Annotated in this window: 20 protein-coding genes and 1 pseudogene; 15 read left to right on the forward strand and 6 right to left on the reverse strand. The window is 62.3% G+C overall.

Annotated elements, in window-relative coordinates; all coding sequences use genetic code 11:
- Window positions 1-8: 8 nt before the first annotated feature.
- Together AC2ETI_RS06790 and AC2ETI_RS06795 are read left to right on the forward strand one after the other, a co-directional pair.
- Window positions 9-1,298 (forward strand): adenylosuccinate synthetase, encoded by a 1,290-nt coding sequence (locus tag AC2ETI_RS06790; protein ID WP_483633699.1) that lies wholly within the window; start codon window positions 9-11, stop codon window positions 1,296-1,298.
- On the forward strand, window positions 1,295-1,945 hold the full coding sequence (locus AC2ETI_RS06795; protein ID WP_483633700.1) for an NUDIX hydrolase: 651 nt from the start codon (window positions 1,295-1,297) through the stop codon (window positions 1,943-1,945). The genes AC2ETI_RS06790 and AC2ETI_RS06795 overlap by 4 nt, the downstream gene beginning before the upstream one ends.
- A gap of 6 nt (window positions 1,946-1,951) precedes the next feature.
- Here the strand turns inward: AC2ETI_RS06795 and hppD are convergent, their stop codons facing one another.
- Window positions 1,952-3,157, reverse strand: coding sequence for a 4-hydroxyphenylpyruvate dioxygenase (hppD, locus tag AC2ETI_RS06800; protein WP_019745286.1), 1,206 nt, complete (start codon window positions 3,155-3,157; stop codon window positions 1,952-1,954).
- A gap of 195 nt (window positions 3,158-3,352) precedes the next feature.
- Here hppD and AC2ETI_RS06805 point away from each other — a divergent pair, with 195 nt between their 5' ends.
- Window positions 3,353-3,865, forward strand: a complete 513-nt coding sequence (locus AC2ETI_RS06805; protein WP_003939810.1) for an Lrp/AsnC family transcriptional regulator — start codon at window positions 3,353-3,355, stop codon at window positions 3,863-3,865.
- On the opposite strand, the gene AC2ETI_RS06810 is transcribed toward AC2ETI_RS06805, so the two are convergent.
- Complete coding sequence (locus AC2ETI_RS06810) at window positions 3,853-5,397, reverse strand: MFS transporter (protein WP_483633701.1); 1,545 nt, start codon at window positions 5,395-5,397, stop codon at window positions 3,853-3,855. The two genes, AC2ETI_RS06805 and AC2ETI_RS06810, sit on opposite strands and share 13 nt — an antisense overlap.
- Before the next feature lie 56 nt (window positions 5,398-5,453).
- Between AC2ETI_RS06810 and AC2ETI_RS06815 the strand changes: the two genes are divergently transcribed.
- On the forward strand, window positions 5,454-6,104 hold the full coding sequence (locus AC2ETI_RS06815) for a TetR/AcrR family transcriptional regulator (protein WP_019745284.1): 651 nt from the start codon (window positions 5,454-5,456) through the stop codon (window positions 6,102-6,104).
- Between the two features lie 4 nt (window positions 6,105-6,108).
- Here AC2ETI_RS06815 and AC2ETI_RS06820 read toward each other — a convergent pair whose 3' ends face one another.
- A complete protein-coding gene (locus AC2ETI_RS06820) occupies window positions 6,109-7,209 on the reverse strand; it encodes an adenylate/guanylate cyclase domain-containing protein (protein WP_020970778.1) in 1,101 nt (366 codons plus the stop codon).
- A gap of 206 nt (window positions 7,210-7,415) precedes the next feature.
- Between AC2ETI_RS06820 and AC2ETI_RS06825 the strand changes: the two genes are divergently transcribed.
- On the forward strand, window positions 7,416-8,135 hold the full coding sequence (locus AC2ETI_RS06825) for a DUF6319 family protein (protein ID WP_080909614.1): 720 nt from the start codon (window positions 7,416-7,418) through the stop codon (window positions 8,133-8,135).
- Between the two features lie 74 nt (window positions 8,136-8,209).
- Complete coding sequence (locus AC2ETI_RS06830) at window positions 8,210-8,866, forward strand: S1 family peptidase (RefSeq protein ID WP_007732621.1); 657 nt, start codon at window positions 8,210-8,212, stop codon at window positions 8,864-8,866.
- A 13-nt stretch (window positions 8,867-8,879) separates the two neighbouring features.
- Here AC2ETI_RS06830 and ilvD read toward each other — a convergent pair whose 3' ends face one another.
- On the reverse strand, window positions 8,880-10,574 hold the full coding sequence (gene ilvD, locus AC2ETI_RS06835; RefSeq protein WP_003940201.1) for a dihydroxy-acid dehydratase: 1,695 nt from the start codon (window positions 10,572-10,574) through the stop codon (window positions 8,880-8,882).
- Between the two features lie 143 nt (window positions 10,575-10,717).
- Here ilvD and AC2ETI_RS06840 point away from each other — a divergent pair, with 143 nt between their 5' ends.
- From AC2ETI_RS06840 to AC2ETI_RS06850, 3 genes are all read left to right on the forward strand, one after another.
- The gene (locus AC2ETI_RS06840; RefSeq protein ID WP_019745280.1) at window positions 10,718-11,059 is read left to right on the forward strand and encodes a hypothetical protein; all 342 of its coding nucleotides are present in this window, start codon (window positions 10,718-10,720) and stop codon (window positions 11,057-11,059) included.
- A 103-nt stretch (window positions 11,060-11,162) separates the two neighbouring features.
- A complete protein-coding gene (locus AC2ETI_RS06845) occupies window positions 11,163-12,851 on the forward strand; it encodes an alkaline phosphatase D family protein (RefSeq protein ID WP_483633702.1) in 1,689 nt (562 codons plus the stop codon).
- Window positions 12,848-14,122, forward strand: coding sequence for an alkaline phosphatase family protein (locus AC2ETI_RS06850; RefSeq protein WP_021332002.1), 1,275 nt, complete (start codon window positions 12,848-12,850; stop codon window positions 14,120-14,122). Before AC2ETI_RS06845 ends, AC2ETI_RS06850 begins: the two co-directional genes overlap by 4 nt.
- On the opposite strand, the gene AC2ETI_RS06855 is transcribed toward AC2ETI_RS06850, so the two are convergent.
- Window positions 14,119-14,676 (reverse strand): TIGR03086 family metal-binding protein, encoded by a 558-nt coding sequence (locus AC2ETI_RS06855; protein WP_020970773.1) that lies wholly within the window; start codon window positions 14,674-14,676, stop codon window positions 14,119-14,121. The genes AC2ETI_RS06850 and AC2ETI_RS06855 overlap by 4 nt on opposite strands.
- A gap of 101 nt (window positions 14,677-14,777) precedes the next feature.
- Between AC2ETI_RS06855 and AC2ETI_RS06860 the strand changes: the two genes are divergently transcribed.
- The 6 genes and pseudogenes from AC2ETI_RS06860 (at window position 14,778) to AC2ETI_RS06885 (ending at window position 21,161) form a co-directional block, all read left to right on the forward strand.
- Window positions 14,778-15,773 (forward strand): aldo/keto reductase, encoded by a 996-nt coding sequence (locus tag AC2ETI_RS06860; RefSeq protein WP_069145608.1) that lies wholly within the window; start codon window positions 14,778-14,780, stop codon window positions 15,771-15,773.
- Between the two features lie 45 nt (window positions 15,774-15,818).
- Complete coding sequence (locus AC2ETI_RS06865) at window positions 15,819-17,090, forward strand: MFS transporter (protein ID WP_019745275.1); 1,272 nt, start codon at window positions 15,819-15,821, stop codon at window positions 17,088-17,090.
- 70 nt (window positions 17,091-17,160) lie between these two features.
- The gene (locus AC2ETI_RS06870; protein ID WP_020909115.1) at window positions 17,161-17,589 is read left to right on the forward strand and encodes a DUF6325 family protein; all 429 of its coding nucleotides are present in this window, start codon (window positions 17,161-17,163) and stop codon (window positions 17,587-17,589) included.
- A gap of 24 nt (window positions 17,590-17,613) precedes the next feature.
- Window positions 17,614-17,934: an SHOCT domain-containing protein gene (locus tag AC2ETI_RS06875; protein ID WP_019745273.1), complete on the forward strand. Its 321-nt coding sequence runs from the start codon at window positions 17,614-17,616 to the stop codon at window positions 17,932-17,934.
- 68 nt (window positions 17,935-18,002) lie between these two features.
- Window positions 18,003-19,910, forward strand: a complete 1,908-nt coding sequence (locus AC2ETI_RS06880; RefSeq protein ID WP_483633703.1) for an alkyl/aryl-sulfatase — start codon at window positions 18,003-18,005, stop codon at window positions 19,908-19,910.
- Between the two features lie 114 nt (window positions 19,911-20,024).
- A pseudogene (locus AC2ETI_RS06885) lies at window positions 20,025-21,161 on the forward strand (HNH endonuclease signature motif containing protein).
- A 71-nt stretch (window positions 21,162-21,232) separates the two neighbouring features.
- On the opposite strand, the gene AC2ETI_RS06890 reads toward AC2ETI_RS06885, so the two are convergent.
- On the reverse strand, window positions 21,233-22,228 hold the full coding sequence (locus AC2ETI_RS06890; RefSeq protein WP_317830462.1) for an endonuclease/exonuclease/phosphatase family protein: 996 nt from the start codon (window positions 22,226-22,228) through the stop codon (window positions 21,233-21,235).
- Window positions 22,229-22,253 lie beyond the last annotated feature (25 nt).

Consider the following 22,253-nt stretch of genomic DNA (forward strand, 5'->3'; position numbering starts at 1 on the left):
AGGAGAACATGATGGAGCCGTTCGAAGACCGCGATATCGTCGTCGTAGACCTCGGGTTCGGAGATGCAGGGAAGGGAGCAACCGTCGATTGGCTTTGCTCCGATCGAGCCGATCTGGATGTGGCCGCAGTGGTCCGCTTCAACGGTGGGGCACAGGCAGCGCACAACGTGACGGTCGGCGAGCGCCACCACACGTTTTCGCAGTTCGGCTCGGGATCGCTGTCCGGCGTCCCGACGTTTCTCTCGAGATTCGTGTTGGTCGAACCCATCGCGCTCGCACGGGAAGCACGTGCACTGGAAGCGCTCGGAGTTCGAAATCCGTTCGACCTGATACGGATCGACGCGCGCGCATTGTTGACGACGCCGATCCACGTGGCCGCCAACAGGGCCCGTGAGGATGCTCGCGGCGGTAACCGACACGGCTCGTGTGGCAAGGGGATCGGTGAGACCGCGGCGTATGCGCTCGAAGTTGCCGATGCGCCGACGGTGGGAGACTGCCGGCGACCTGAGTCCTTGCGTCGTAAGTTGTCGGCGTTGGCCACATTCTACGGACCGTTGATCGCGGAGAGTCGCCACGGTTTTCCGCCGATCGACGACATGGTCGACATGTACGCCGAATTCGGTGCCGTCGTGGACATCTCCGACCCGGATGCGCTGGGCGCGTTGGGTGCCGGTGGTCGTCTGGTGTTCGAGGGGGCACAAGGTGTCCTTCTCGACGAATGGCGGGGGTTTCACCCACACACCACGTGGTCGACGGTCGAGCCGTCCAACGCGCGAGCGATGATCGACGAGTTGGGCCGGGACAGTTACGTACTCGGCGTCACCCGCACCTACATGACACGACACGGAGCTGGGCCGTTCCCGACGGAGGATCCGGAGCTGGCGAAGGTGTTGCCCGAGCTGCACAACGGGACGGGTGAGTATCAAGGCGGATTCCGGACGGGCCACCTCGACGAGTTGTTGTTGCACTACGCAATCGAGGTGAGCGGTGGCGTCGACGGCTTAGCGCTTACTCATCTCGATGCGATGGATCGCGCGCGGGCTGCAGGCATCCCGATCCACGGGGTGCACGCGTACGAAGGATTGCCGTTCGTTCCCGTCGGAGAGTGGAAGGATCTCGATCACCAGCAGGCGCTGACAGATTCCCTGAAAGCCGTAGGGGTCGTGCCGAAGGAACTTCCGGCCGACCCGGAGGATTTCGCCCGGTATCTGAGCGAGGAAATGGGTGCGCCGGTAGTGCTGACCGCGAACGGTGCCGACCGGGTCGATCGTCAGATGCGATGCCCAGTGCCTGCATGATGGACGGTGTGGACCAGTCACTTGTCTCGATCGATGTCATCGCGCTCCGGTTCGGCAATCCGGAACCCGGGATGTTGCGATTTGCCGTCACTCCGCGGCAAGCGGAGCCGTACACCGGGCAGTTGGCGCTGCCCGGTGTACTGCTGGGCGCCGGTGAGCGGCTGCAGGAGGCCGCCAGGCGAGCCGTGACCACCAAGCTCGGAATTCCCGACGAGAAGATCCTCGTCAGCGGTCAATTGACCGTGTTCGACGAACCCAATCGCGACCCCCGCGGTCCGACGCTCTCGGTGACCATGTGGGCAGTGATCTCGTCGGACGAGGTGCCGGGTTCGGCCGAATGGGTGAGCTGGGACAACCCGGGGGACCTTGCGTTCGACCACAATCGGATAGTCGCCGATACCCGCCCGATCCTTGCTGACACCCTGTTGTGGCGAGATCAGGCTTTCACGCGGGCACTACTGGGTCCGTCGTTTCCGGCGTCGTACGCGCTGGCCGTGGCGGAGGAGCTTTCCGGTGTGCGTCCGGACCCGGGCAACTTGAACCGGACGCTCAAAGCGTTGCCAGGGCTGGAACGTACGGACGAACGAGTCCGGGTCAGTGCCACCGGGCGACCCGCGGTGGTCTGGGCGTGGACCGAAAACAGCTGACCTACCTCAGAAGTTGCCCCGCGCGGCCTGCTCACGCTCGATCGCTTCGAACAGGGCTTTGAAGTTTCCCAGTCCGAATCCCAGTGAGCCGTGGCGTTCGATGATCTCGAAGAACACGGTGGGACGATCTCCGATCGGCTTGGTGAAGATCTGAAGAAGATAGCCGTCCTCGTCGCGGTCGACGAGGATGCCTCGCTTCTGCAATTCCTCGATCGGAACTCGAACCTCTCCGATACGCGCGCGCAATTCGGGATCCTCGTAATACGAAGCAGGAGTAGAGAGAAACTCGATTCCTTCGTCGACCAGAGCATCGACTGCTCCGAGGATGTCGTTGGTCGCAAGCGCGAGATGCTGAGCGCCGGGACCTTGGTAGAACTCGAGGTACTCGTCGATCTGTGACCGCTTCTTCGCGATGGCAGGTTCGTTGAGTGGGAACTTGACTCGGTGATTGCCGCTCGAGACGACCTTGCTCATCAGCGCGGAGTAGTCGGTGGCTATGTCGCCGCCCACGAACTCGGCCATGTTGGTGAATCCCATGACCCGGTTGTAGAAGTCGACCCACTGGTCCATCTTGCCGAGTTCGACATTGCCGACGACGTGGTCGAGGGCCTGAAAGATTCGCTTGGGCGCGCCGTCACGCTTGCGGTACGACGACGTCCGTTCAACGTATCCGGGAAGGTAAGGGCCGGTGTAGCGGGAACGGTCGACGAGGGTGTGCCGAGTCTCGCCGTACGTCGCGATGCTGGCCAGGCGAACGGTGCCGTGCTCGTCGGTGATGTCGTGCGGTTCGCTCAACACCGTCGCGCCTTGGGTGATGGCGTGTGCGATGCACTTGTCCACGTCAGGGACGCTGAGCGCGATGTCGCGGATACCGTCGCCGTGACGGCTGTGATGTTCGATCAGCGGACTTGCCGGATCCACAGCGCCCTTGACGACAAACCGCACCGCCCCACTCTTGAGTACAAACGCGTGGTGGTCGCGGTTTCCCGTCGACGGGCCTGAATAGGCCACCAATTCCATGCCGAACGCGGACTGGAAGAAATGTGAAGTCTGCGTGGCATTTCCGACGATCCATTCGAGGCCGTCCCAACCGCTCACGGGGAAGGGATCGTGATCGCTGTCGTACTCGACCAAGCCGACCAACTGGCGCAATTGCTCCAGATCCAGGCCGGCCAGCTGTTCGTCGTCGGTGAGAGTCTGTTCGACGGTCATGATGAGTCCCCTCTGAGTGCGATGTACACAGCGCGGTGCTCGAGTTATGTTCGGCACTGCCAGTACAAACAGATAAGTCCTTCAGAGGTTGGGTAGTCAACGGAGGTAGTTGAAAGTAGACACAGCGCCGGAATGCGAAGATAGTGGCACTGTTTTGTGGGCAATTTGCATAGTTGAACGACGAGTGGAGCGGACGTGAATCTCGACGCAGTGGATCTGGCTCTGTTGGACGCGATGAACAAGCACCCGAGAGCCGGTGCGTTGGAGCTTTCGCGTCAGGTCAAGGTTGCGCGGGCGACAGTGCAGGCGAGATTGAAAAGGATGGAAGATGCGGGCGTCATCGCCGGATACGCGCCGCACATCAATTTGGCTGCAGCGGGTTTCGGAGTACAAGCATTCGTGACTTTGCAGATCGCCCAGGGGGCGCTCGACACCGTCACAGCGGAACTCGAGGCAATCCCCGGTGTGCTCGAAGCCTTTGCCACCACAGGCTCCGGCGACGTGCTGTGCCGGATTGCCGCTGCGTCGCACGAGGATTTGCAAGCGACGCTGCTCGAACTGAATCGGTCGGGGATAGCCACCCGGTCGACCAGCGTCATGGTTCTCTCGGTTGTGGTGCCGCTCCGGTCGATGCCCCTACTGCAGACTCTGCAATCGGAGCAGACGACCAAGGCCCCGGCATACCGACGAGGCGGTCAGTCTCGCTGACGACCCGGAGCCCAGAATCCCAGAACGATCGCGGATACCCACATGATCACGGCGAGCGTGAGTGCTCCTTGATCCATGCCTTTGATGAAGGCTTCACGGGCGAATTCGGCCAACTGGGCACCCTGCGGCCCGGCTGCTTCGGCGACATGGAGAGCGGCGGCCAGAGAACCGGATACCGGTTCCTTGGCGGGTTCGGGCAGCAAGTCGACCGCGGGCTGGACGTGATTGCCGTAGCCGGCGGCGAGGATACTTCCCGCCAGTGCAACGCCGATGGCAGAGCCGATCTCCCGGGTTGCGTCGTTGACTGCTGAGGCAACACCCTGTTTGGAGTCTGGTGCGTTGGAGACGATCGCAGCAGTGGCGGGGGTCGTCGACAAGCCCAATCCGATAGCGGCTACTACCAAGGGGACACAGACCTCGGCGTAGGTCGAACTGGCGTCCAAGCGCGTCAAGAGCGCAATTCCGGTTCCGAGGAAGGCAACACCGGTGGCGGTGAGAGCGCGAAGGCCGATACGCGGAATCAGTAGGGGAGCAACCACGGACAGCGCCATCACCGGCACAGCGATCGGCATGAGGGCGAGCGCCGATTGCAGTGGGGAGTAGTCGAGCACCAGTTGGAGATACTGCACGATCAGGAAGAACAAGCCGAAAGTCGCCAGGAATTGCAGGGTCAGTGACGCTGCGCCGCTGCCGAATGCGCGATTGGCGAACAGTCTCACGTCCAGAAGTGGATGGCGAGTACGTAATTCGACCCAGCTGAATACCGCGGCCATGGCAATTCCGCCGACCAGCAACGCGAGAACTACCGGATCGAGCCAACCACGGGCCGGCGCCTCGATCATCCCCAGGACGAACAGTCCGATCGAGCCGGCGATCAGCGCTGTACCAGGTAGATCGAGTGGAGTTGCCTCCGTGTCCTTCGACGTCACGATCGTGAACGACACCACGAGGATGAGGACCGAGACGACGGCCAGGCTGACGAAAATCGAATGCCAGGACCATTTTTCGAGGAGTAGCCCGGAGACGACGAGTCCGGCGATTGCACCGGACCCTGCGACGCCGGACCAGACTCCGACGGCACGGGCACGCTGCGCCGGCGGGAAACCTGCAGTGAGTAGAGACAGCGTCGCCGGCATGACAAATGCGGCGCCGACGCCGGAGATCACGCGGGAGACGATGATCCACGACGGTTCGTCCGCGAAGACCGGAATCGACGAGCCGGCAGCAAAAACGAGTAGTCCGAACATGAGCAGTTCTCGTCGACCGTATCGATCGCCGAGTGCGCCCGCCGGCAACAAGAGACAAGCCAGCGTGAGCGTGTACCCGTCCACGATCCACGTGAGCTGGCTCTGTGTTGCACCGGTATCGCGGGCCAAGTCGGGAAGGGCCGTGTTGAGAGCGGCCATCGCTGCGACGACCAGCGCGACGGCGCAGCACGCGACCGTCAGCATCCAGATCTGTCGGATGGTCCACGTGGACTGTTCGAGCGTCGTATCGCTACTCACGAAACCTCCCGATAGAAACAAGACCATCAGTATCGTTACAAGAACAGCAGTTCCACAACCCCCAAGTGGGTATAACTGAGGTTGTGACGGCGGGAATCGACAAGCAGGAAATCGACAAGCAGGTCAGCGACGAGGATCCGCGTAAACAGCGTTCCAGGTCCAGGTTGCTCGACGCGGCGACCAAGCTGCTGGCAGAAGGCGGCGTGGACGCGGTGACGATCGATGCCGTCACCAAATTGGCCAACGTCGCACGTGCGACGTTGTATCGGCATTTCGACAGCGGCACGGAGTTACTCGCCGCGGCATTTGCTCGCCTCTTACCGCCGGTGCCCGAGATGTCCGGGGAAGGTGACCTCCGCGCGCAATTGCTCGAGTTGTTGACCAGTCAGGCCAAGGCCATCGAAAGCGCACCGATCCAGGTGACGGCCATGTGCTGGCTCGGCTTGGGGCCGGAGCTGAAGGGTTACTCGAGCGTCGACGCCCTGTCGACGGACAAGCCCGAATTGCGATCGTTGCGCCAGACGGTCTTCGAGCAGTACCGTCACGCGTTCGATCGGATCCTGCGCTCGCCGGATGCGATCGAAGCGTTGGGGGAGTACGACTACGACGTCGCACTTGCTCAGTTGGTCGGACCTTTGGTGCTCACCAAGCTGGCCACGCTGACGCCTCTCGGGGAGGCCGCGTGTGAGCAGATCGTGGACGATTTTCTGGCTGCACGCGGAGTGTCGAGCTGACAGCTCACGGCTCCAGATTGCGTCGTAGCACGTACTGCTCGAGGCGGTCGATGCCGCGCACTCGTCGCGGACGAAGGTGTCGCAGTTTGAAATTGGCGTCCGAGCCGAGCTGGGTGGCCAGCTCGGAGTCGATCAGCACGGTGCCGGGGCGAGCGGAGCTGGTCAGGCGCGCGGCCTTGTTGACCACCGAACCGTAGAGATCTCCGAAGCGAACCAACGTCGGACCCATGGCCAGGCCTACCCGAAGCTGTGGATCGTCGTGATCGGCGAGGACCGCCTGCTGGATCTGCAAGGCGATCTCGGCGGCGTGATGAGGACTCTCGGCGGCAAACATGACCTCGTCACCGACGGTCTTGACCACCCAGCCGTAGTTGCGTCCGATGATTTCGGTGGACGCGGACTCGAACCGCTCGAGCAGATCGTTGAGTTCGGCGGAGTCGAGTCCGCGAGTCAGCGAGGTGTACCCGACGATGTCGGCGAAACCCACCACCAGAACACGACTCGCGACTTCTTCGCCCGGGTTTCCCACGTTGCGGCCCGTCGACGACGCGACGTGACGCTTCCATACGTACGTCTGCAGAGATTCGACAGCGGGAATGATCTCGGCGCCGAGGCTCAGAACGACATTTCTGATGGCGTCGGGTTCGTGATCCACCGAGTCCGCAAGCTGATCGATGATGTGTGTGCTGATCAGCGATACCTGCCACTCCGCCAACCTCGACATCGACTGTCCGAGAGAACGGGCAGCTGCCACCTCACTGTTCTGTGAGATGACGCCTCGATTGACCATGTCGGTGATGGTCTTGAGGGCGTCGGCGTCTTGCTGTGTGAACATGACGGCGTCGGGATCCTCGTCGACGGCAAAGCCCATCGCCACCCACAGACGATCGGCGCGCTCGCGTGTCACCCCGGCGAAATCCGCGATCTGCGACTGTGTGAAGCAGCGCGGTCCGCCCAGGAGGGACTCCTCGATGTCGGCTTGAATCCGGCTGAGCAGATGAGCATCGACGTCGATCGGCTCAGCAGCGTGAGATTCAGCAGCGTTAGATTCAGCAGGGGCGGGTTCGGTGACCTCGTCGATCCACTCTGACTCCGAACTGCTCACCGTGCTCCTTCTTGCCGCAACGAATTTCTGTCCACCATCTTCCACGCGGTGCCCCGAGAACAGTACTGAATTGGCCGAACCGCCTACGGATCCTCGGGCCCAGGCGGGCGGTGAGAGTCAACACGTCGGTGGCTTGTGCAAGAGTTGCCCCGAGAAAAGCACTGTCGATACTGAAATGCACGAGATACTTCTGAAAGGACCTGCGCATGCCACCCCGTAGACGTTCCGGCGCTGCCGCATCAACGCCGGATCACCTCACTGCGGACAATCTGGCAGCGCTCGCCACGGCTGTCGCCGAAGGCAAGCGCGCCACCGTCTATCTGCGCGAGGCGACTCCCAGCCTGGGGATCGAAGCCGGTACCTCGGCGAAAGTCGTGTCGGTGGACGGCAACACCGTGATGATCCGCCCCAAGGGCGTGAACGACGAATTGCCTTTCGAGGCAGAGGAATTGCGCATCAACCGCGTCTCCGCGGCGCCGGCCAGACCGGCGCCACGGCCCAAACCAGTTGTGGAGTCCGAGCCCCTGATGGAGCCACTCGTAGAGCCTGTTCGACCGAAGCCGCGTGCGCAGCCTGCACCCGCTCCGGTACCGACTACCACTGCTGCCCCTGCCGCGACACCTCGTCCGGCCGTCAAGCGTGCGAAGAAACTGCCGGCCGGAATCAGCGTCACCATCCATGCGGGCGCGGACAACGACTGGAGCGTGACGGTCACACAGGGCGCCAAGCGTCCGGGCAAAGCAGTTCCGGTCGCACCCGATGCGGTCGAGCGAGCTGTCCGCGAGTTGGGTGAGCCCACCGCCATCGAGGCTGTCGAGTCCATCATCGTCGCTGCACGGGACATGGCTGCAGCGCGAGTCGACGAGTTGAGTCGTCAGCTCGAGGAGGCACGCAAGATGCTCGAAGCGCTCGGAGCTACCGACTAGAAACGCTGCGTAGGTCCGCACTTTCCGGGGTATGCGTTTTTTGCAGCGGGGAGATTACCGGCGGAGAGATTGTGATGTTGCAGCGAATTGTTTCGGCTCTGGCAGCGTTGGTCTTGGCACTCGGACTCGGGTTCATCGTCAGCAGCAACGCGGTTGCTGCACCCACGCCCATGGGTGGTGGTTCGGGCATCATCATCGACAATCAGCTGGTCTGCACGTTGACCACTATCGGGCACGACAACGGCGGCAGACTCGTGGGTATCACCGCAGGTCACTGCGGTGGTCCTGGATCGTTCGTGATCCCGGAAAGCAACGAGGACGCAGGCGTGGTCGGCACGTTCGTCGAGTCGAACCCGGACCTGGACTACGGGGTCATCCAGTTCGATCCGGGCAAGGTCACGCCAGTTCGAACGGTGGGCGCGGCAACCATCACCTCGATCGGCGCTCCGGCCAGCTTCCCGGCTACAGCCTGCAAGGAAGGCCGTACGACGGGCACCACCTGCGGCGTCGTCTGGGGAGACCTGAGCGCCGACGCATCCACCTGGACTCAGATCTGCGTCGACCACGGTGATTCGGGGGCCCCGGTTACGGTCGGCACGACGCTGGTCGCGATGGTCAACGCCTACCTCTGGGTGCCGTGCCTGGGGCCGGAACTCGGCACCAACATGACCTCCATCGTGGACACGATCAATGCCCACGGAGGCGTCGGCGCCGGGTACCGGCCCATCTAGCTGCGAGCTGGGATCAGCCGCACACTGCTCCACCCGAGGCTGATCCCACGAGCTTGGAGTACTTGGCCAACACACCACGTGTGTAGCGAGGCGGCAACGGCTCCCAGCCCTTCTTGCGGGCTTCCAATTCGGAGTCGTCGACCAACAACTCGAGTTGTCCGGTACCCACGTCGAGCCGGATCTGGTCGCCGTCGCGAACGAACGCGATGGGACCGCCGTCGACGGCCTCGGGCGCAACGTGTCCGACACACAGGCCGGTGGTGCCGCCCGAGAATCGTCCGTCCGTCAGCAGCAGGACGTCCTTGCCGAGACCCGCACCCTTGATCGCGCCCGTGATGGCCAGCATCTCACGCATTCCGGGACCACCCTTCGGGCCCTCGTAGCGGATGACGACGACGTCGCCACCAGTGATGGTCCCGTCTTCGAGCGCGTCCATTGCGGCGCGTTCACGTTCGAAAACCCTTGCAGTGCCGACGAATACATCAGACTCGAATCCTGCCGACTTGACCACCGCGCCGCCGGGCGCAAGTGACCCCTTCAGGATCGTGATGCCTCCGGTCGGGTGAATGGGCTTGTTCATCGCCCGCAGGACTTTGCCGTCCGGATCGGGCGGGGTGATGTGCGCCAGGTTCTCCGCAACAGTCTTGCCGGTGACGGTCAGGCAATCTCCGTGCATGAGTCCCGCGTCGAGCAATGCCTTCATGATGACGGGGACGCCGCCGATACGGTCGACGTCCGTCATGACGTGCTTTCCGAAGGGCTTGACGTCGGCGAGGTGCGGGACCTTCGCGCCGACGCGAGCGAAGTCGTCGAGCGTCAGCGGGACGTACGCTTCGTGCGCGATCGCGAGGAGATGGAGCACCGCATTGGTGGATCCGCCGAACGCCATGACTACTGCGATGGCGTTCTCGAACGCTTCCTTGGTGAGGATGTCCCTGGCGGTGATGCCCCGACGAAGGAGTTCGACAACGGCTTTGCCGCTCTCGCGGGCGAATCCGTCGCGGCGACGGTCCGGTGCGGGCGGTGAAGCGCTGCCGGGCAGCGACATTCCCATGGCCTCGGCGGCGCTGGCCATCGTGTTTGCGGTGTACATGCCGCCGCACGCGCCTTCGCCCGGGCAGATCGCCCGTTCGATGGTGTCGACGTCGGCGCGGCTCATCAGTCCGCGCGAGCAGGCGCCCACAGCCTCGAACGCGTCGATGACGGTGACTTCCCGCTCGCTGCCGTCGGAAAGTTTGGCGACGCCGGGGAGGGTGGAACCGGCGTAGAGGAACACGCTGGCGAGGTCGAGGCGGGCCGCCGCCATCATCATGCCGGGCAACGACTTGTCGCAGCCGGCGAGAAGAACCGATCCGTCGAGGCGCTCGGCCTGCATGACGGTCTCGACGCTGTCCGCGATCACTTCACGGGAGACGAGGGAGAAGTGCATGCCCTCGTGACCCATCGAAATGCCGTCGGAAACGGAGATGGTGCCGAATTCGAGGGGGAATCCACCGGCCTCCCGGACACCTTCCTTGACGGCCTTGGCCAGGCGATCGAGGGACAGGTTGCACGGTGTGATCTCGTTCCAGGACGAGGCGACGCCGATCTGCGACTTGACCCAGTCGTCGTCACCCATTCCTACTGCACGCAACATGCCGCGCGCTGCGGTCTTTTCGAGTCCGTCGGTGACGTCACGACTTCTGGGCTTGATGTCGGGTTCGGTCATTTTCCAAGCATAGGCGTCAGCAGGATGTCTTTCCGGCAGACGAGCGACTCGAGTTGCCAACAGACGTCGCCCGTCGTGAATAGACTCGCCGCATCACAGTTGGGGCTGGGTGTGCTGGGCGATTCAAATACAGGGGGATTCAGGTGGAGTCGGAACTGATTTCAGCTTTCGGGTTTGCAGTTCTGGCGGCCGTCTTGACCGGTAGTGGTGTCTTCCTGGTTGTTCTGACGGTTCTGCACGAGATTGCCCGGTGGAAGGGCCGCTTCGTATCGGTGTGGGTGACTTTCTTTGCCGCACTGCTGATACTGCCTGTGCTGTTCGGTGCGTTGATCGCCGGCTATTCCGCGTTCTCCGAGATCGACGGGTCCGAGGCACTGATTCCGCCGGCGTTCTGGATCCTGATCGCGGCCGGGGGTGCACTCGGCGGTTACATCGGAGTCAAGGTCGGTGTGGTTCGAGGCTCGGCCCTCGACTACCGGTTGTGATCGGGATCGACTCGGTCAAACTTTCAGAGAATCGCAGGCGAAGCCTGGGTGAACATCCCGAAGCTCTCTTGAACGGCCGTTCAGGTGCGGGTTCACTCCTAGCGTGCACACGAATGCCTTCGATCGAATATCCAGACGTGGCCTACTGCAGGGATCGGCGGCTCTCGCCGGCGCAGTAGGTCTCGGTGTCGCTTCGGCGAGCCACGCCGGTGCCGAGGTTCCGGGTGGCAGCCCGGGATTCGCGCACGGCGTGGCATCCGGTGACCCGTTGCCGGATGCCGTGATCATCTGGACCCGCATCACCCCGACGGCAGAGGCGACGCCCGGTTCGGGCGTCGGGCCGGCGGTGACGCTCAACTGGCAGGTCGCGACCGATGAGGGGTTCGCAAGCGTTGTGGCGTCGGGAAGTGTTGCTGCTTCGGCGGATTCCGATCACACCGCGAAGGTCGACGTCACCGGACTCGATCCGTCGACGACGTACTGGTACCGATTCGTTGCGGGTTCGGCCGTTTCTCCGGTGGGCCGCACCCGTACGGCACCGTCGAACTCGGCAGATCTTGATCGTCTCCGCTTCGGCGTCGTGTCCTGCTCCAACTGGGAAGCAGGGTATTTCGGTGCTTATCGCCACCTCGCATTCCGCGAAGACCTCGACGCGATCATTCATCTCGGTGACTACATCTACGAGTACGGGCAGGGGGAGTACGGCGCGAGAAACGGATCTGTTCGCCTTCACGAGCCGGCCCACGAGATCATTTCGCTGGCCGACTACCGAATTCGGCACGCGCAGTACAAGACCGACCCGGATCTGGCTGCTCTTCACCTGAAACTCCCGTTCATCACTACGTGGGACGACCACGAATCGGCCGACAACGCGTACCGGGACGGCGCCGAAAATCACACTCCCGGTATCGAAGGCGATTGGGCAGATCGAAAGGCGAACTCGGCCAAGGCATATTTCGAGTGGATGCCCGTCCGCCCGTCGGGTAGTGGTTCGAGCGTTCAGCTGTATCGACGGTTCCGCTTCGGGAATCTGGCCGAGATCTCGATGCTCGACCTGCGTACCTACCGCGACGAGCAGCCGACGATGAAGCAGGTCGACGATCCGTCACGCACCATTACCGGACGCGCACAGATGGATTGGTTGACCAGCGGAATCGTCACCTCCCCGACGCAGTGGAAGATCGTCGGCAATCCGGTCATGATCACGCCCTGCGTGTTCCCGCCGCTGGAACCGGCGACCACCGCGGCGTTGACCGAACTGGTGGGAGTGCCGCAGGCCGGTGTCCCGTACAACACGGATCAGTGGGACGGGTACACCGCCGACCGCACCAGGCTTTTCGATGCGATCACCTCGAACGGTGTGGACAACACCGTCTTCATCACCGGTGACATCCACACGTCGTGGGCTTGCGACCTACCGACCAATGCCGCGAATTACCCAGGCGGGCCGACTGTCGGCGCTGAGTTCGTCGTCCCGTCGGTGACGTCGCCCAACATCGACGACATGCTGAAAGTGCCGCCGCGAACGGTAACCGTTGCGGCAGAAGAAGCATTCAAGGCAGTGAACCGACACGTGCGGTACGTCGAACTGGACTCGCACGGCTTCGGCGTATTCGAAATCGCCCGCGAAGGTACTCAGATGGATTGGTACTACGTCGACGATCTCACCAATCCACAGAGCAATGCGCACTATGCCGTGAGCTACCGTCTACCGGCAGGCGCGGGCAGTAGAGTCTCGCCCACTTCGGCCGCCCTCGATCAGGCCTCGTACCGACCAGGAGTCGACCAGTGAGTATCGAAGTTTCGCGTCGTAGCGTTCTGATCGGTGGAAGTGTTGTCGCCGGAACGGCATTGCTCGGAACGCCCGCTCGCGCGAGCGTTCCCACCAGCGCAGGCATCCCAGACCTGGACGTGCATGTCATCGTCGTCGACGGCATGCGTCCGGACGAGTTGCGATCGGAGCTCACCCCGACGCTGACCGGGCTTGCGGCCGGCGGTATTCACTACCCGGACGCCAGCGCCATCACGATCGCGGAGACGCTGCCGAATCACACGGCGATGATGACGGGAGTGCTGCCGGCGCGTTCGGGAGTGCCTGCAAACTCCGTCTACGATCCGTCCATCGACAAGAAGCGTGACCTCGATCGGCCTTCCGACCTGCAGGCATCGACGGTTCTGGATCGGGTGCGCGCCGAACTCGGATTGACCACTGCGAGTGTGCTGTCGAAGCGCTACCTTCACGGGTTGTTCGGTGACCGCGCCTCACTGGTGTGGGATCCCCAGCCGCTCGTTCCCGGCACGGAGCACGCGCCGGACAACTTCACGATCGACGCCTTGATCCGTATCGTCGGCGGGAACTCGCCGCGGCTCTCGTTCACCAACCTCGGTGACGTCGATCGGGTTGGGCACCTGGATCTGTCCGGTCCGTCCATCCGGATCGCTCGCACGGCCGCACTTCAGAACACCGACAACCAGGTTCGCCGCTTCGTCGACTTCCTTCATGACACGGGTCGCTGGAATCGGAGCATTCTGATCGTGTTGGCCGACCACTCCATGGACTGGTCGGAGCCCGCGCGGCTCATCGGACTCGATCGACCGCTGAACGCGGACCCGTTGCTGGCAGGCAAGATTCGAATCGCCCAGAACGGTGGCGCAGACCTGATCTACTTCGTCGGACCCGATGGCGAACGGGCGGAAGCCGTCAGCCGGATTCAGCAGATCGTGGATGGTGTGGACGGCGTCGAATCCAGCCACCTCCCCGCCGAATTCGATCTCGGCACCAATGCCGGTGACGTCGTTGCGTTTTGCGCTCAGGGCTGGCGGTTCAGTGATCCGACTCCACTGTCCAACCCGATTCCCGGCAACCACGGCCATTTCGTGACACTGCCCATCCCGTTCTTCCTCAGCGGCGGGCATCCCGCTCTCGACGGTGGACGGAAGATCGACACGCAGGCTCGCACGATCGACGTCGCGCCGACGGTTGCGGCTCTGCTCGGCCTCGGTGCACCTGCCGGCGGCTGGGACGGCGTCGCCCGCACGACGGGCGTGACGCTGAACGTCTAACGAGGATCGCGGCCGGTCAGGGCAATCAGCTTGTCCTGCAACGACGCATCGTCAGGAAGATCGACGGGAGCGGAGAACAGGCCGCTCTCGGCGAGCATGTCGCGCTGCCCGTCGAGGTCGGACCAGACGGCCTCGACGAGGTCTGGATCGAGTCGCTCGTCTGCTCCGACCGCTCGCGCGAGATCCCAGGTGTGGATGGTGACGTCCGAGGTCTGCTGGCGCAGATAGGGTTCCACCTTCACCGTGCCGTACGAGAGGTGAACGTGGGCACTGAGGTCCGTCGATTTCCACGCTTTGATGGCGGCATCGGAGTACTTCTGCCATTCGGTCCACAAGTCGTCCCCGACGGGAACGATGTCCGGTGTCGCCTCGCCGACCGTCAGCCCGGCCAGGAGCGGCGGTACCCACTGCTGCTCCTCGATGACGTGGCGGACGAGGTGTTCGACGTGCCAGTCGGAGTCGGGCGTGGGTGCGTTCCAGTCCTCGACTGCGGCGAGTCGTGAACCGAATTCGCGGTGGGCGGTGAGCACGAGTTCGAGCCAATCGAATGCCATCACTCGAGGGTAACCCGATCAGCGTGACGTTAATCGGTGCGTGAGGCTTCGATTCGGTGAAGACTGTCGAGGTTGTCGCTTAGTCGAATCGAGGAGTTTTCATGACCGTCCCCACCGTCACTCTGGCCGAAGGTCTCACTGTCAGCGCCCAGGGATACGGCGCGATGTCCGTCGCCCCTGTCTACGGCCCGGTGGATCCGGCCGAGGCGCTTGCCACATTGCACCATGCGGTGGACATCGGGATCACGTTCATCGACACCGCCAACGTGTACGGCGAGGGCTCGAGCGAGCGTGCGGTGGGAAAGCTTCTCAAAGACCGCCGGGACGAAGTGCAGTTGGCGACGAAGTTCGGTCTGGTCGGCAACATCGCCAACGGTCAGCGCGGGATCAACGGAGACCCGGCCTACGTACCGCAGGCACTCGACGAATCTCTGGGACGACTCGGCGTCGATCATGTCGACCTCTACTACTTGCACCGGGTCGACCCGAACGTTCCGATCGAAGACACCGTCGGCGCGATCGCAGAGCAGGTGAAGGCGGGCAAGGTCCGCAACATCGGCCTCTCCGAGGCGACCGGCGATGAACTGCGTCGTGCGTACGGGGTGCATCCGATCGCGGCGATCCAGTCCGAATGGAGCATCTGGAGTCGGGACGTCGAGAACAAGGTAGTACCCACCGCCGCGGAACTCGGAGTCGGATTCGTGCCCTTCTCACCTGTGGGCCGAGGCTTCCTGGCGGGATCGTTCGACGCGGAGACGCTCGGTGACAACGACCTACGCCGACGCTTCCCACGCTTCTCGGACTCCGCGCTCCCTGCTAATCAGAAGGTTCTCGACGTGGTCCGCGCCGTCGGTGAGGAGCTCGGCGCGACGCCTGCACAGGTTTCCCTGGCATGGCTCGATGCCAAGGGCCGTCAGTACGGGTTGCCTTCCGTTTCGATTCCCGGCACGCGGTTCGCTGCACGAGTCACGGAAAACGCCGGAGCGTTGGACATCGTTCTGAGCGAAGACCAGATCGCTCGCCTCGACTCCCTCGCCGCGATCACCGAAGGCTTCCGTTCGGCTGATTTGAATTGGGTCTCTCAGGGCCGCGAATAATCATGTCCTGAGCCTTGCGAAAGACAGGAGTAACATACAGACCCGATGAAAAAAGTGTGGTTGGTCTGGGGTGTCGGTGTTTTTGCCTACGTGATCGCCGTGCTTCACCGCACTTCGTTCGGTGTCTCGGGTCTGTCTGCTGCTGATCGGTTCTCGATCTCGCCCAGCGTTCTGTCGAGCTTCGTCGTGCTGCAGATCGTCGTGTACGCCGGTATGCAGATTCCGGCGGGAGTTCTCCTTGACCGCTACGGTTCGCGGATCATGATCGCAGTCGGTGCGTTCATCATGATGTCCGCGCAGTTGGCTCTCGCCTTCACCGAATCGCTGCCCGTCGCGATCGGTGCACGTATTGCCGTCGGTGCCGGGGATGCACTCACGTTCATCTCGGTGTTGCGGTTGGTACCGCAGTGGTTCCCGCCCCGGCAGGTGCCGTTGGTCTCGCAGTTCACGGGCATCCTCGGTCAGCTGGGCCAGGTGATGTCTGCGCTCCCGTTCATGTTGCTGTTGTCCGGACCGGGCTGGACTTTTGCCTACGGCAGCGCTGCCGCTGTCGGACTGTTGGCGTTTGCACTGGCGTTGAGTGTCATCCGCGACGCTCCTCCCGGTGCCGACGTGGTCGCCGTGCCGGCCGGTGCCAAGGAGATCGGGCGACAGATCAAGACGGTGTGGATGCGGCCCGGCACCCGCCTCGGGTTCTTCAGCCACATGGGGACTCAGTTCTCGATCACGACGTTCGCGCTGCTGTGGGGTGTGCCGTACCTGAAATCGGCTCAAGGCCTCGACTCCACGACGGTCGGCTCGCTGCTGACGCTGTCGGTCATCTCGGCAATCGTGGCCGGCCCGATCCTCGGCATTCTCACCGGTCGCTATCCCATGCGTCGATCGTGGTTGGTTCTCACCATCATGGTGGCCAGCGCGCTCATGTGGACGATCGTGCTTTCACGAAGCGAACCGTCTCCGCTCTGGTTGTTGACGATCCTGGTGGTCGTCATCTCGGTGGGTGGACCGGGTTCGGTGATCGGCTTCGACTACGCGCGTACGTCCAACCCGAGTTCGGCGATGGGCACCGCGCAAGGCATGGTCAACATCGGGGGATTCCTCGCTTCCCTCATCGTGATTCAAGTGATGGGCGTAATCCTCGGACACATGGGCGGGTACACGTTCGACGGATTCCGCGTCGCCTGGATGGTGCAATATCCGGTCTGGGTTCTCGGTATCGTCGGTGTGCTCGTCACCCGAGGCAAAGCCCGGCGAGCCCTCGCGGCAGAAGGCGTACACGTACGGCCGATTCGCGAAGTCATTCGTCGCAACAAATAACTCGATCGCATCGGGTAATTCATCCCCTGCGGGTGAGGTTCCCAAGCGTCCGAGCCACCAGGCTTGATGGATGAACGACGCAATGAACATCGGACCGGTCGAGCTCGTGGTGCTGGCATTCCCAGGTTCCACTGTGGATCCTGAAGCCGTCGCCGCGCTGCAAAACGTGGTGGAACGAGGTTTTGTCACCCTGCTCGACCTCGTGTACATCGCCAAGGACGCCGACGGACAGGTGTCGCAGATCGACGTCGACGAAGATCTCACAGAGATCGGACTGGCGATTCTGTCCATCGAAGCCAAGGCATTGATCAGTGACGAGGATCTGGACGTGGTCCGTGAGTCACTCGAACCAGGAACGTCCGCCGCAGTCATCGTCTACGAGCAGACGTGGGCGCGTGAGCTCGCGTCGACGGTTCGCGGTGGCGGCGGCGATGTAGTCCTTCACGTTCAGATACCGCGCGAGGTAGTCGTCGCAGCGGTCGAAGCAGCATTTCAGTAGCGACAATTACCCAAGGAGTTCGGCATGGTTTTTCGAGGTGGACGCAGAGGGCGGCCGGGGTTGCTCGGCACGGTGGCGCGCACTGCGGTAGTGGCTGGAACCGCAAAAGCGACGTCCAACGCCATGGATAGACGGAGTCAACGGAAGGCCAGCGAGCAGCAGCAGGAATACCAGCAGGAGTACCAGCAGCAACAGCCGCCGCCGCAGGTCGCACCCGTGCAGTCCGTTCCCCCTTCTGGCGCGGACGATCTGGTCTCCAAGCTGCAGGAGCTGGGTCAGCTTCATCAGTCCGGCGTGTTGACCGACGCGGAGTTCGCCGCGGCAAAGTCGCAGCTGTTGAGCTAGTCCCCGCTGATTATTGGAGTCTTGAACGGGTTTACCACACTGGACAATTGAAGATGAAAGGCTGATCTATGATCGATCCACGCGCAGCATCGGCCGCAGTCGAAGCGGCGAACGCCCGAGTCGCCGAGACCCTGCCGTTCTCCGACAAGACCGATTTCACCGATGCCGAGCGGGGGTTCATCGGCGCGCTCGATCCCGGCGTGGTATCCGGTCCGGACAGAAAAGTGCTGTGGGACAACGACTCTTACTCATTCCTGGATGAGGAGTGCCCGCCGACCGTCAATCCGAGCTTGTGGCGTCAGTCGAGGTTGGTCGCCAAGCAGGGACTCTTTGCGGTGACGGATTCGATCTATCAGATACGCGGCCTCGATCTGTCGAACATGACGTTGATCGAGGGGGAGAGCGGGATCATCGTCGTCGATCCACTGATTTCTCGGGAAACCGCGGCCGCTGGTCTCGCGTTGTATCGGGAGCATCGTGGTGATCGACCGGTTGTCGCGGTGATCTACACGCATTCGCATATCGACCATTTCGGTGGGGTCAAAGGGGTGACCACCGACGACGATGTCGCTGCCGGGCGATGCGTAATCGTCGCCCCCGCTGGACTCGTGGAGCATGCCGTCGAGGAAAACGTCTATGCGGGAACGGCAATGGCTCGACGTGCGGCCTATATGTACGGGGCTGCATTGCCCCGAGGTCCTCGCGGTGCCGTCGGAGCCGGGCTGGGGCAGACCACCTCAACCGGGACCCCGACGCTCATTTCGCCGACGGTGTCGATCTCGACGACAGGTCACACGGAGACGATCGACGGCGTTCGGATCGAGTTCCAGATGACGCCCGGAACCGAGGCCCCGTCCGAGATGAACTTCTACTTCCCGGAGTTGCGTGCACTGTGCATGGCGGAGAACGCAACTCATACTCTCCACAACCTGCTCACGCTACGGGGTGCCCTGGTACGAGATCCTCACGTCTGGTCTGCGTACCTGACCGAATCGATCAATCGTTACGCCTCACGATCCGACGTTCTGTTTGCGTCCCACCACTGGCCGACGTGGGGGACCGAACGGCTCACCGAGTTCATGTCATTGCAGCGCGACCTCTACGGGTACCTTCACGATCAGACACTTCGTCGAATCAATCAGGGGTGGACCGGTCTCGAGATCGCCGAATCGATCGAACTGCCACCTGCATTGGCGCAGGCATGGCACACGCACGGGTACTACGGTTCCGTCAGTCACAACGTCAAGGCCATCTACCAGCGCTACATGGGATGGTTCGACGGTAACCCTGCGCATCTGTGGGAGCATCCACCCGTCGAATCGGCAAAACGTCACGTGGAGTTCATGGGCGGATCGGCAGAGGTGCTCCGAAAAGCTCGGGAATCATACGAGAGCGGCGACTTTCGGTGGGTCGCGCAGGTGGTGAACTACGTCATCTTTGCTGAACCGGGCAACACCGAGGCCAAGACCCTGCAGGCCGATACCTTCGAGCAGCTCGGGTACGGCGCAGAGAACGGCACCTGGCGAAACTTCTACCTCACCGGTGCATACGAACTGCGCAACGGTTCGGTGGGTACGCCCACAGTTGCTGCAGCTCCTGATATCACCGCAGCGTTGTCGGTGAAGCAGGTGTTCGACGCTGTGTCGCTCCGCGTGGACGGAGTGAGTGCAGCGAATTCCCACATCGTCATCGACTGGAACATCACCGACGAAAACATCGTGCACCGAACGGAACTGAGCAACGGCGTGCTGATCCACTTCGACGTGGAAGGTGGGTCTGCAGATGCTGGGTCTGTGGATGCGACGTTCAGTGTGAGTCGTCTCGGCTTACTCGGTGTGCTGCTCGGTGGTGCGGACCTGGGCGCCGAGATTGCGAACGGCAGTATCTCGGTTGCCGGCGACCCGGCGAAACTCGCAGAACTTGCGGGGCACCTTGACGAGCCTGATCCGAATTTTGCGATAGTCACGCCGACCTAGCGGCGTGAGACAGTTCAATGATGATGTATTTCAACGAGTCTCGAGTTCTGGGCGCTTCTGAAGTTGTCCGTCATGTCCCTGGTTGCCGAAAGTGTGTTCGATTAAGCTTTCGGTATGGGCAGTCGGGGCTCGTGGCAGCTGGATGGTGAGGACCTCGAGGGGGAGGTTCTGGATCTGGTGCGTGTCCGGCACGAATTGCAGTCGCGGATGGTGTTGCTGATCGTGGAGATGTTTTCCCGGGAGGTTCTCGGCGGGAGGGGTTTTCGGGCGATCGCGCAGTGGTTGCACGGGTCGACGAATCTGGAGATCGGTGAGTGCAGTCTGCTGGGTCGGGTTGGCGCGGTTGTTGATGCTCGAACCCGTGGTGGGCGATGCGTTTCATCGTGCCGATGTGGACAAGGCTCGCAGGATTCTGCTTGATCTGGCGTCGAAGAATATTGCGGATTGTGATGCGGTGCGGGCGGCGATTCGGCGGATCGAGAAGCAGTACGGCAACCGTGAGGACGGTGTTCCGGTCGGGGAAGACTCTGAGCGCAATGAGTTCTATGCCTCGAAAGGCTTGTACGGGCGGGTGACCGTGAAGGGTGATTTGGATGCGGTGAACGGGGCGCGGTTGATCACGTTGTTGTCGAGCCTGTCGGCTCCAACACCGGAGAAGGACGGCGCCAAGGACACGCGTACTCCGGCTTTACGGCGCGCGGACGGGTTTTGCGAGTTGTTGCGCCGGTACGAGCGGGCGGGGTTGGGTCCGATCGAGGGTGGGGTGAAACCGCACATCACGGTGACAGCGTCGGCGAAGGACATGACCGACCTCAAAGCCTTGAAGGATCTGTTGCCGTCCACTGAGGAGTTGGGGTTCGCGTGGACGGATTGGGTAGGTCCGATCAGTATCGACACTGCCCGGATGTTGGCGTGCGACTGCACGATCACGCGGATCTTGTTGGATGAGAATGGTGTTCCGCTCGAGTGCGGTAAGGAAGCGAGAACGGCGACGGTGCCGCAGCGGCGGGCGTTGGCGGTTCGGGATGGTGGGTGTGCGTTTCCGGGGTGTGGGACGGCGTCGGGGTGGTGCGATGCTCATCATATTGTTCATTGGAATGATGGTGGCCCAACGGATCTCGATAATCTGATCTTGTTGTGTGGTCATCATCATCGGACGTTGCACCACACGGAGTGACGTTTTATCCGCCGATGTCGATCGACCCGTATCAGCAGCCGATCGGCGGGAACAGCCCACCCACAGCGGCGTGAACCGCGACAACTGAAGACGTGAGCACCGGGGCATAACCATGCCCCCGGTGCGTGCTCAATCCAGTATTTACTCAAGACAACGTGATGTCGGCGATCAGTCCGTGATGATCGGATCCCTTGATCTCGATCCGTTCGAGGGACGTCGCCACAGCGCCTTTGGTGATGATGTGGTCGATACCGACCATCGCCGGATACGACTTGTCGGTCGGGTAGGTCGGGATCAGACCGGAACCCAATTGATCGGCGGCGCTGGTATATCCGTTTCTGAGGAGATTCCGAAACTGCTTGTTCGAGTACGACGCATTGAAATCGCCGCTGACTATCACATTGTCCATCCCGGCGGCTTCGTTCATGTAAGACCCAAGCCTTTGCTGCTCGGCCGCCCACACCGAAGCCGGCGAGATGTACGCCGGTGCCGGATGCACGGCGAACAATGTAACTGGCCGCGCCAAGCCGACATTCAGCTCTGCCGAGAGCGTTTCGGGTGAGAACCCGTCGAGGCTACGTGGATTGGAGAGAGGAAAGCGACTGTAGATTCCGGCCCCGCCACCGCCGTCGGCGTAGGGGACCAGGAACTGGTGGCTCAAAACCTCTTCGAGCCCGGCGGCTTCGAGCGCGTCGACTTCCTGGTACGTCAACTCCTGGACCGTCACCACGTCGACGTTGCTTTCGCGGACCATCGCCACAAGCGACTCCGGATCCGCTGTACCGATCATCAAGTTGGCCTGCATCATCCGAATCGACGGGCCGTTCGCAGACGTCGACTCGCCAGTTCCGCTGATGTACAGCGGGCTCACGGACCATCCGAACAGTGCAAGGACGACAAGGGATGCGGCGCATACGATCCACTGACGCCCGATACCCGAGACGACGGCACCGATCAGCGGAGCAATCATCAACAAGGGTGCCACTGATGCCAGAACGATCACGATGTTGTGATCGACGTCCAGCTGAGTTGCGATCAAGGCAACCACACCAGTCACGATTCCGGCCACGCCGACCACGGCCGAAAGGCGGCGAAGAACCAGTCGACGAGGGGTCACGGTATCGGGGTGCATGACGTCCATGGAAGCAGAAGAGCGTCGTAGCGCA

It is taken from the genome of Rhodococcus sp. MurmanLake-1 (assembly GCF_056945715.1).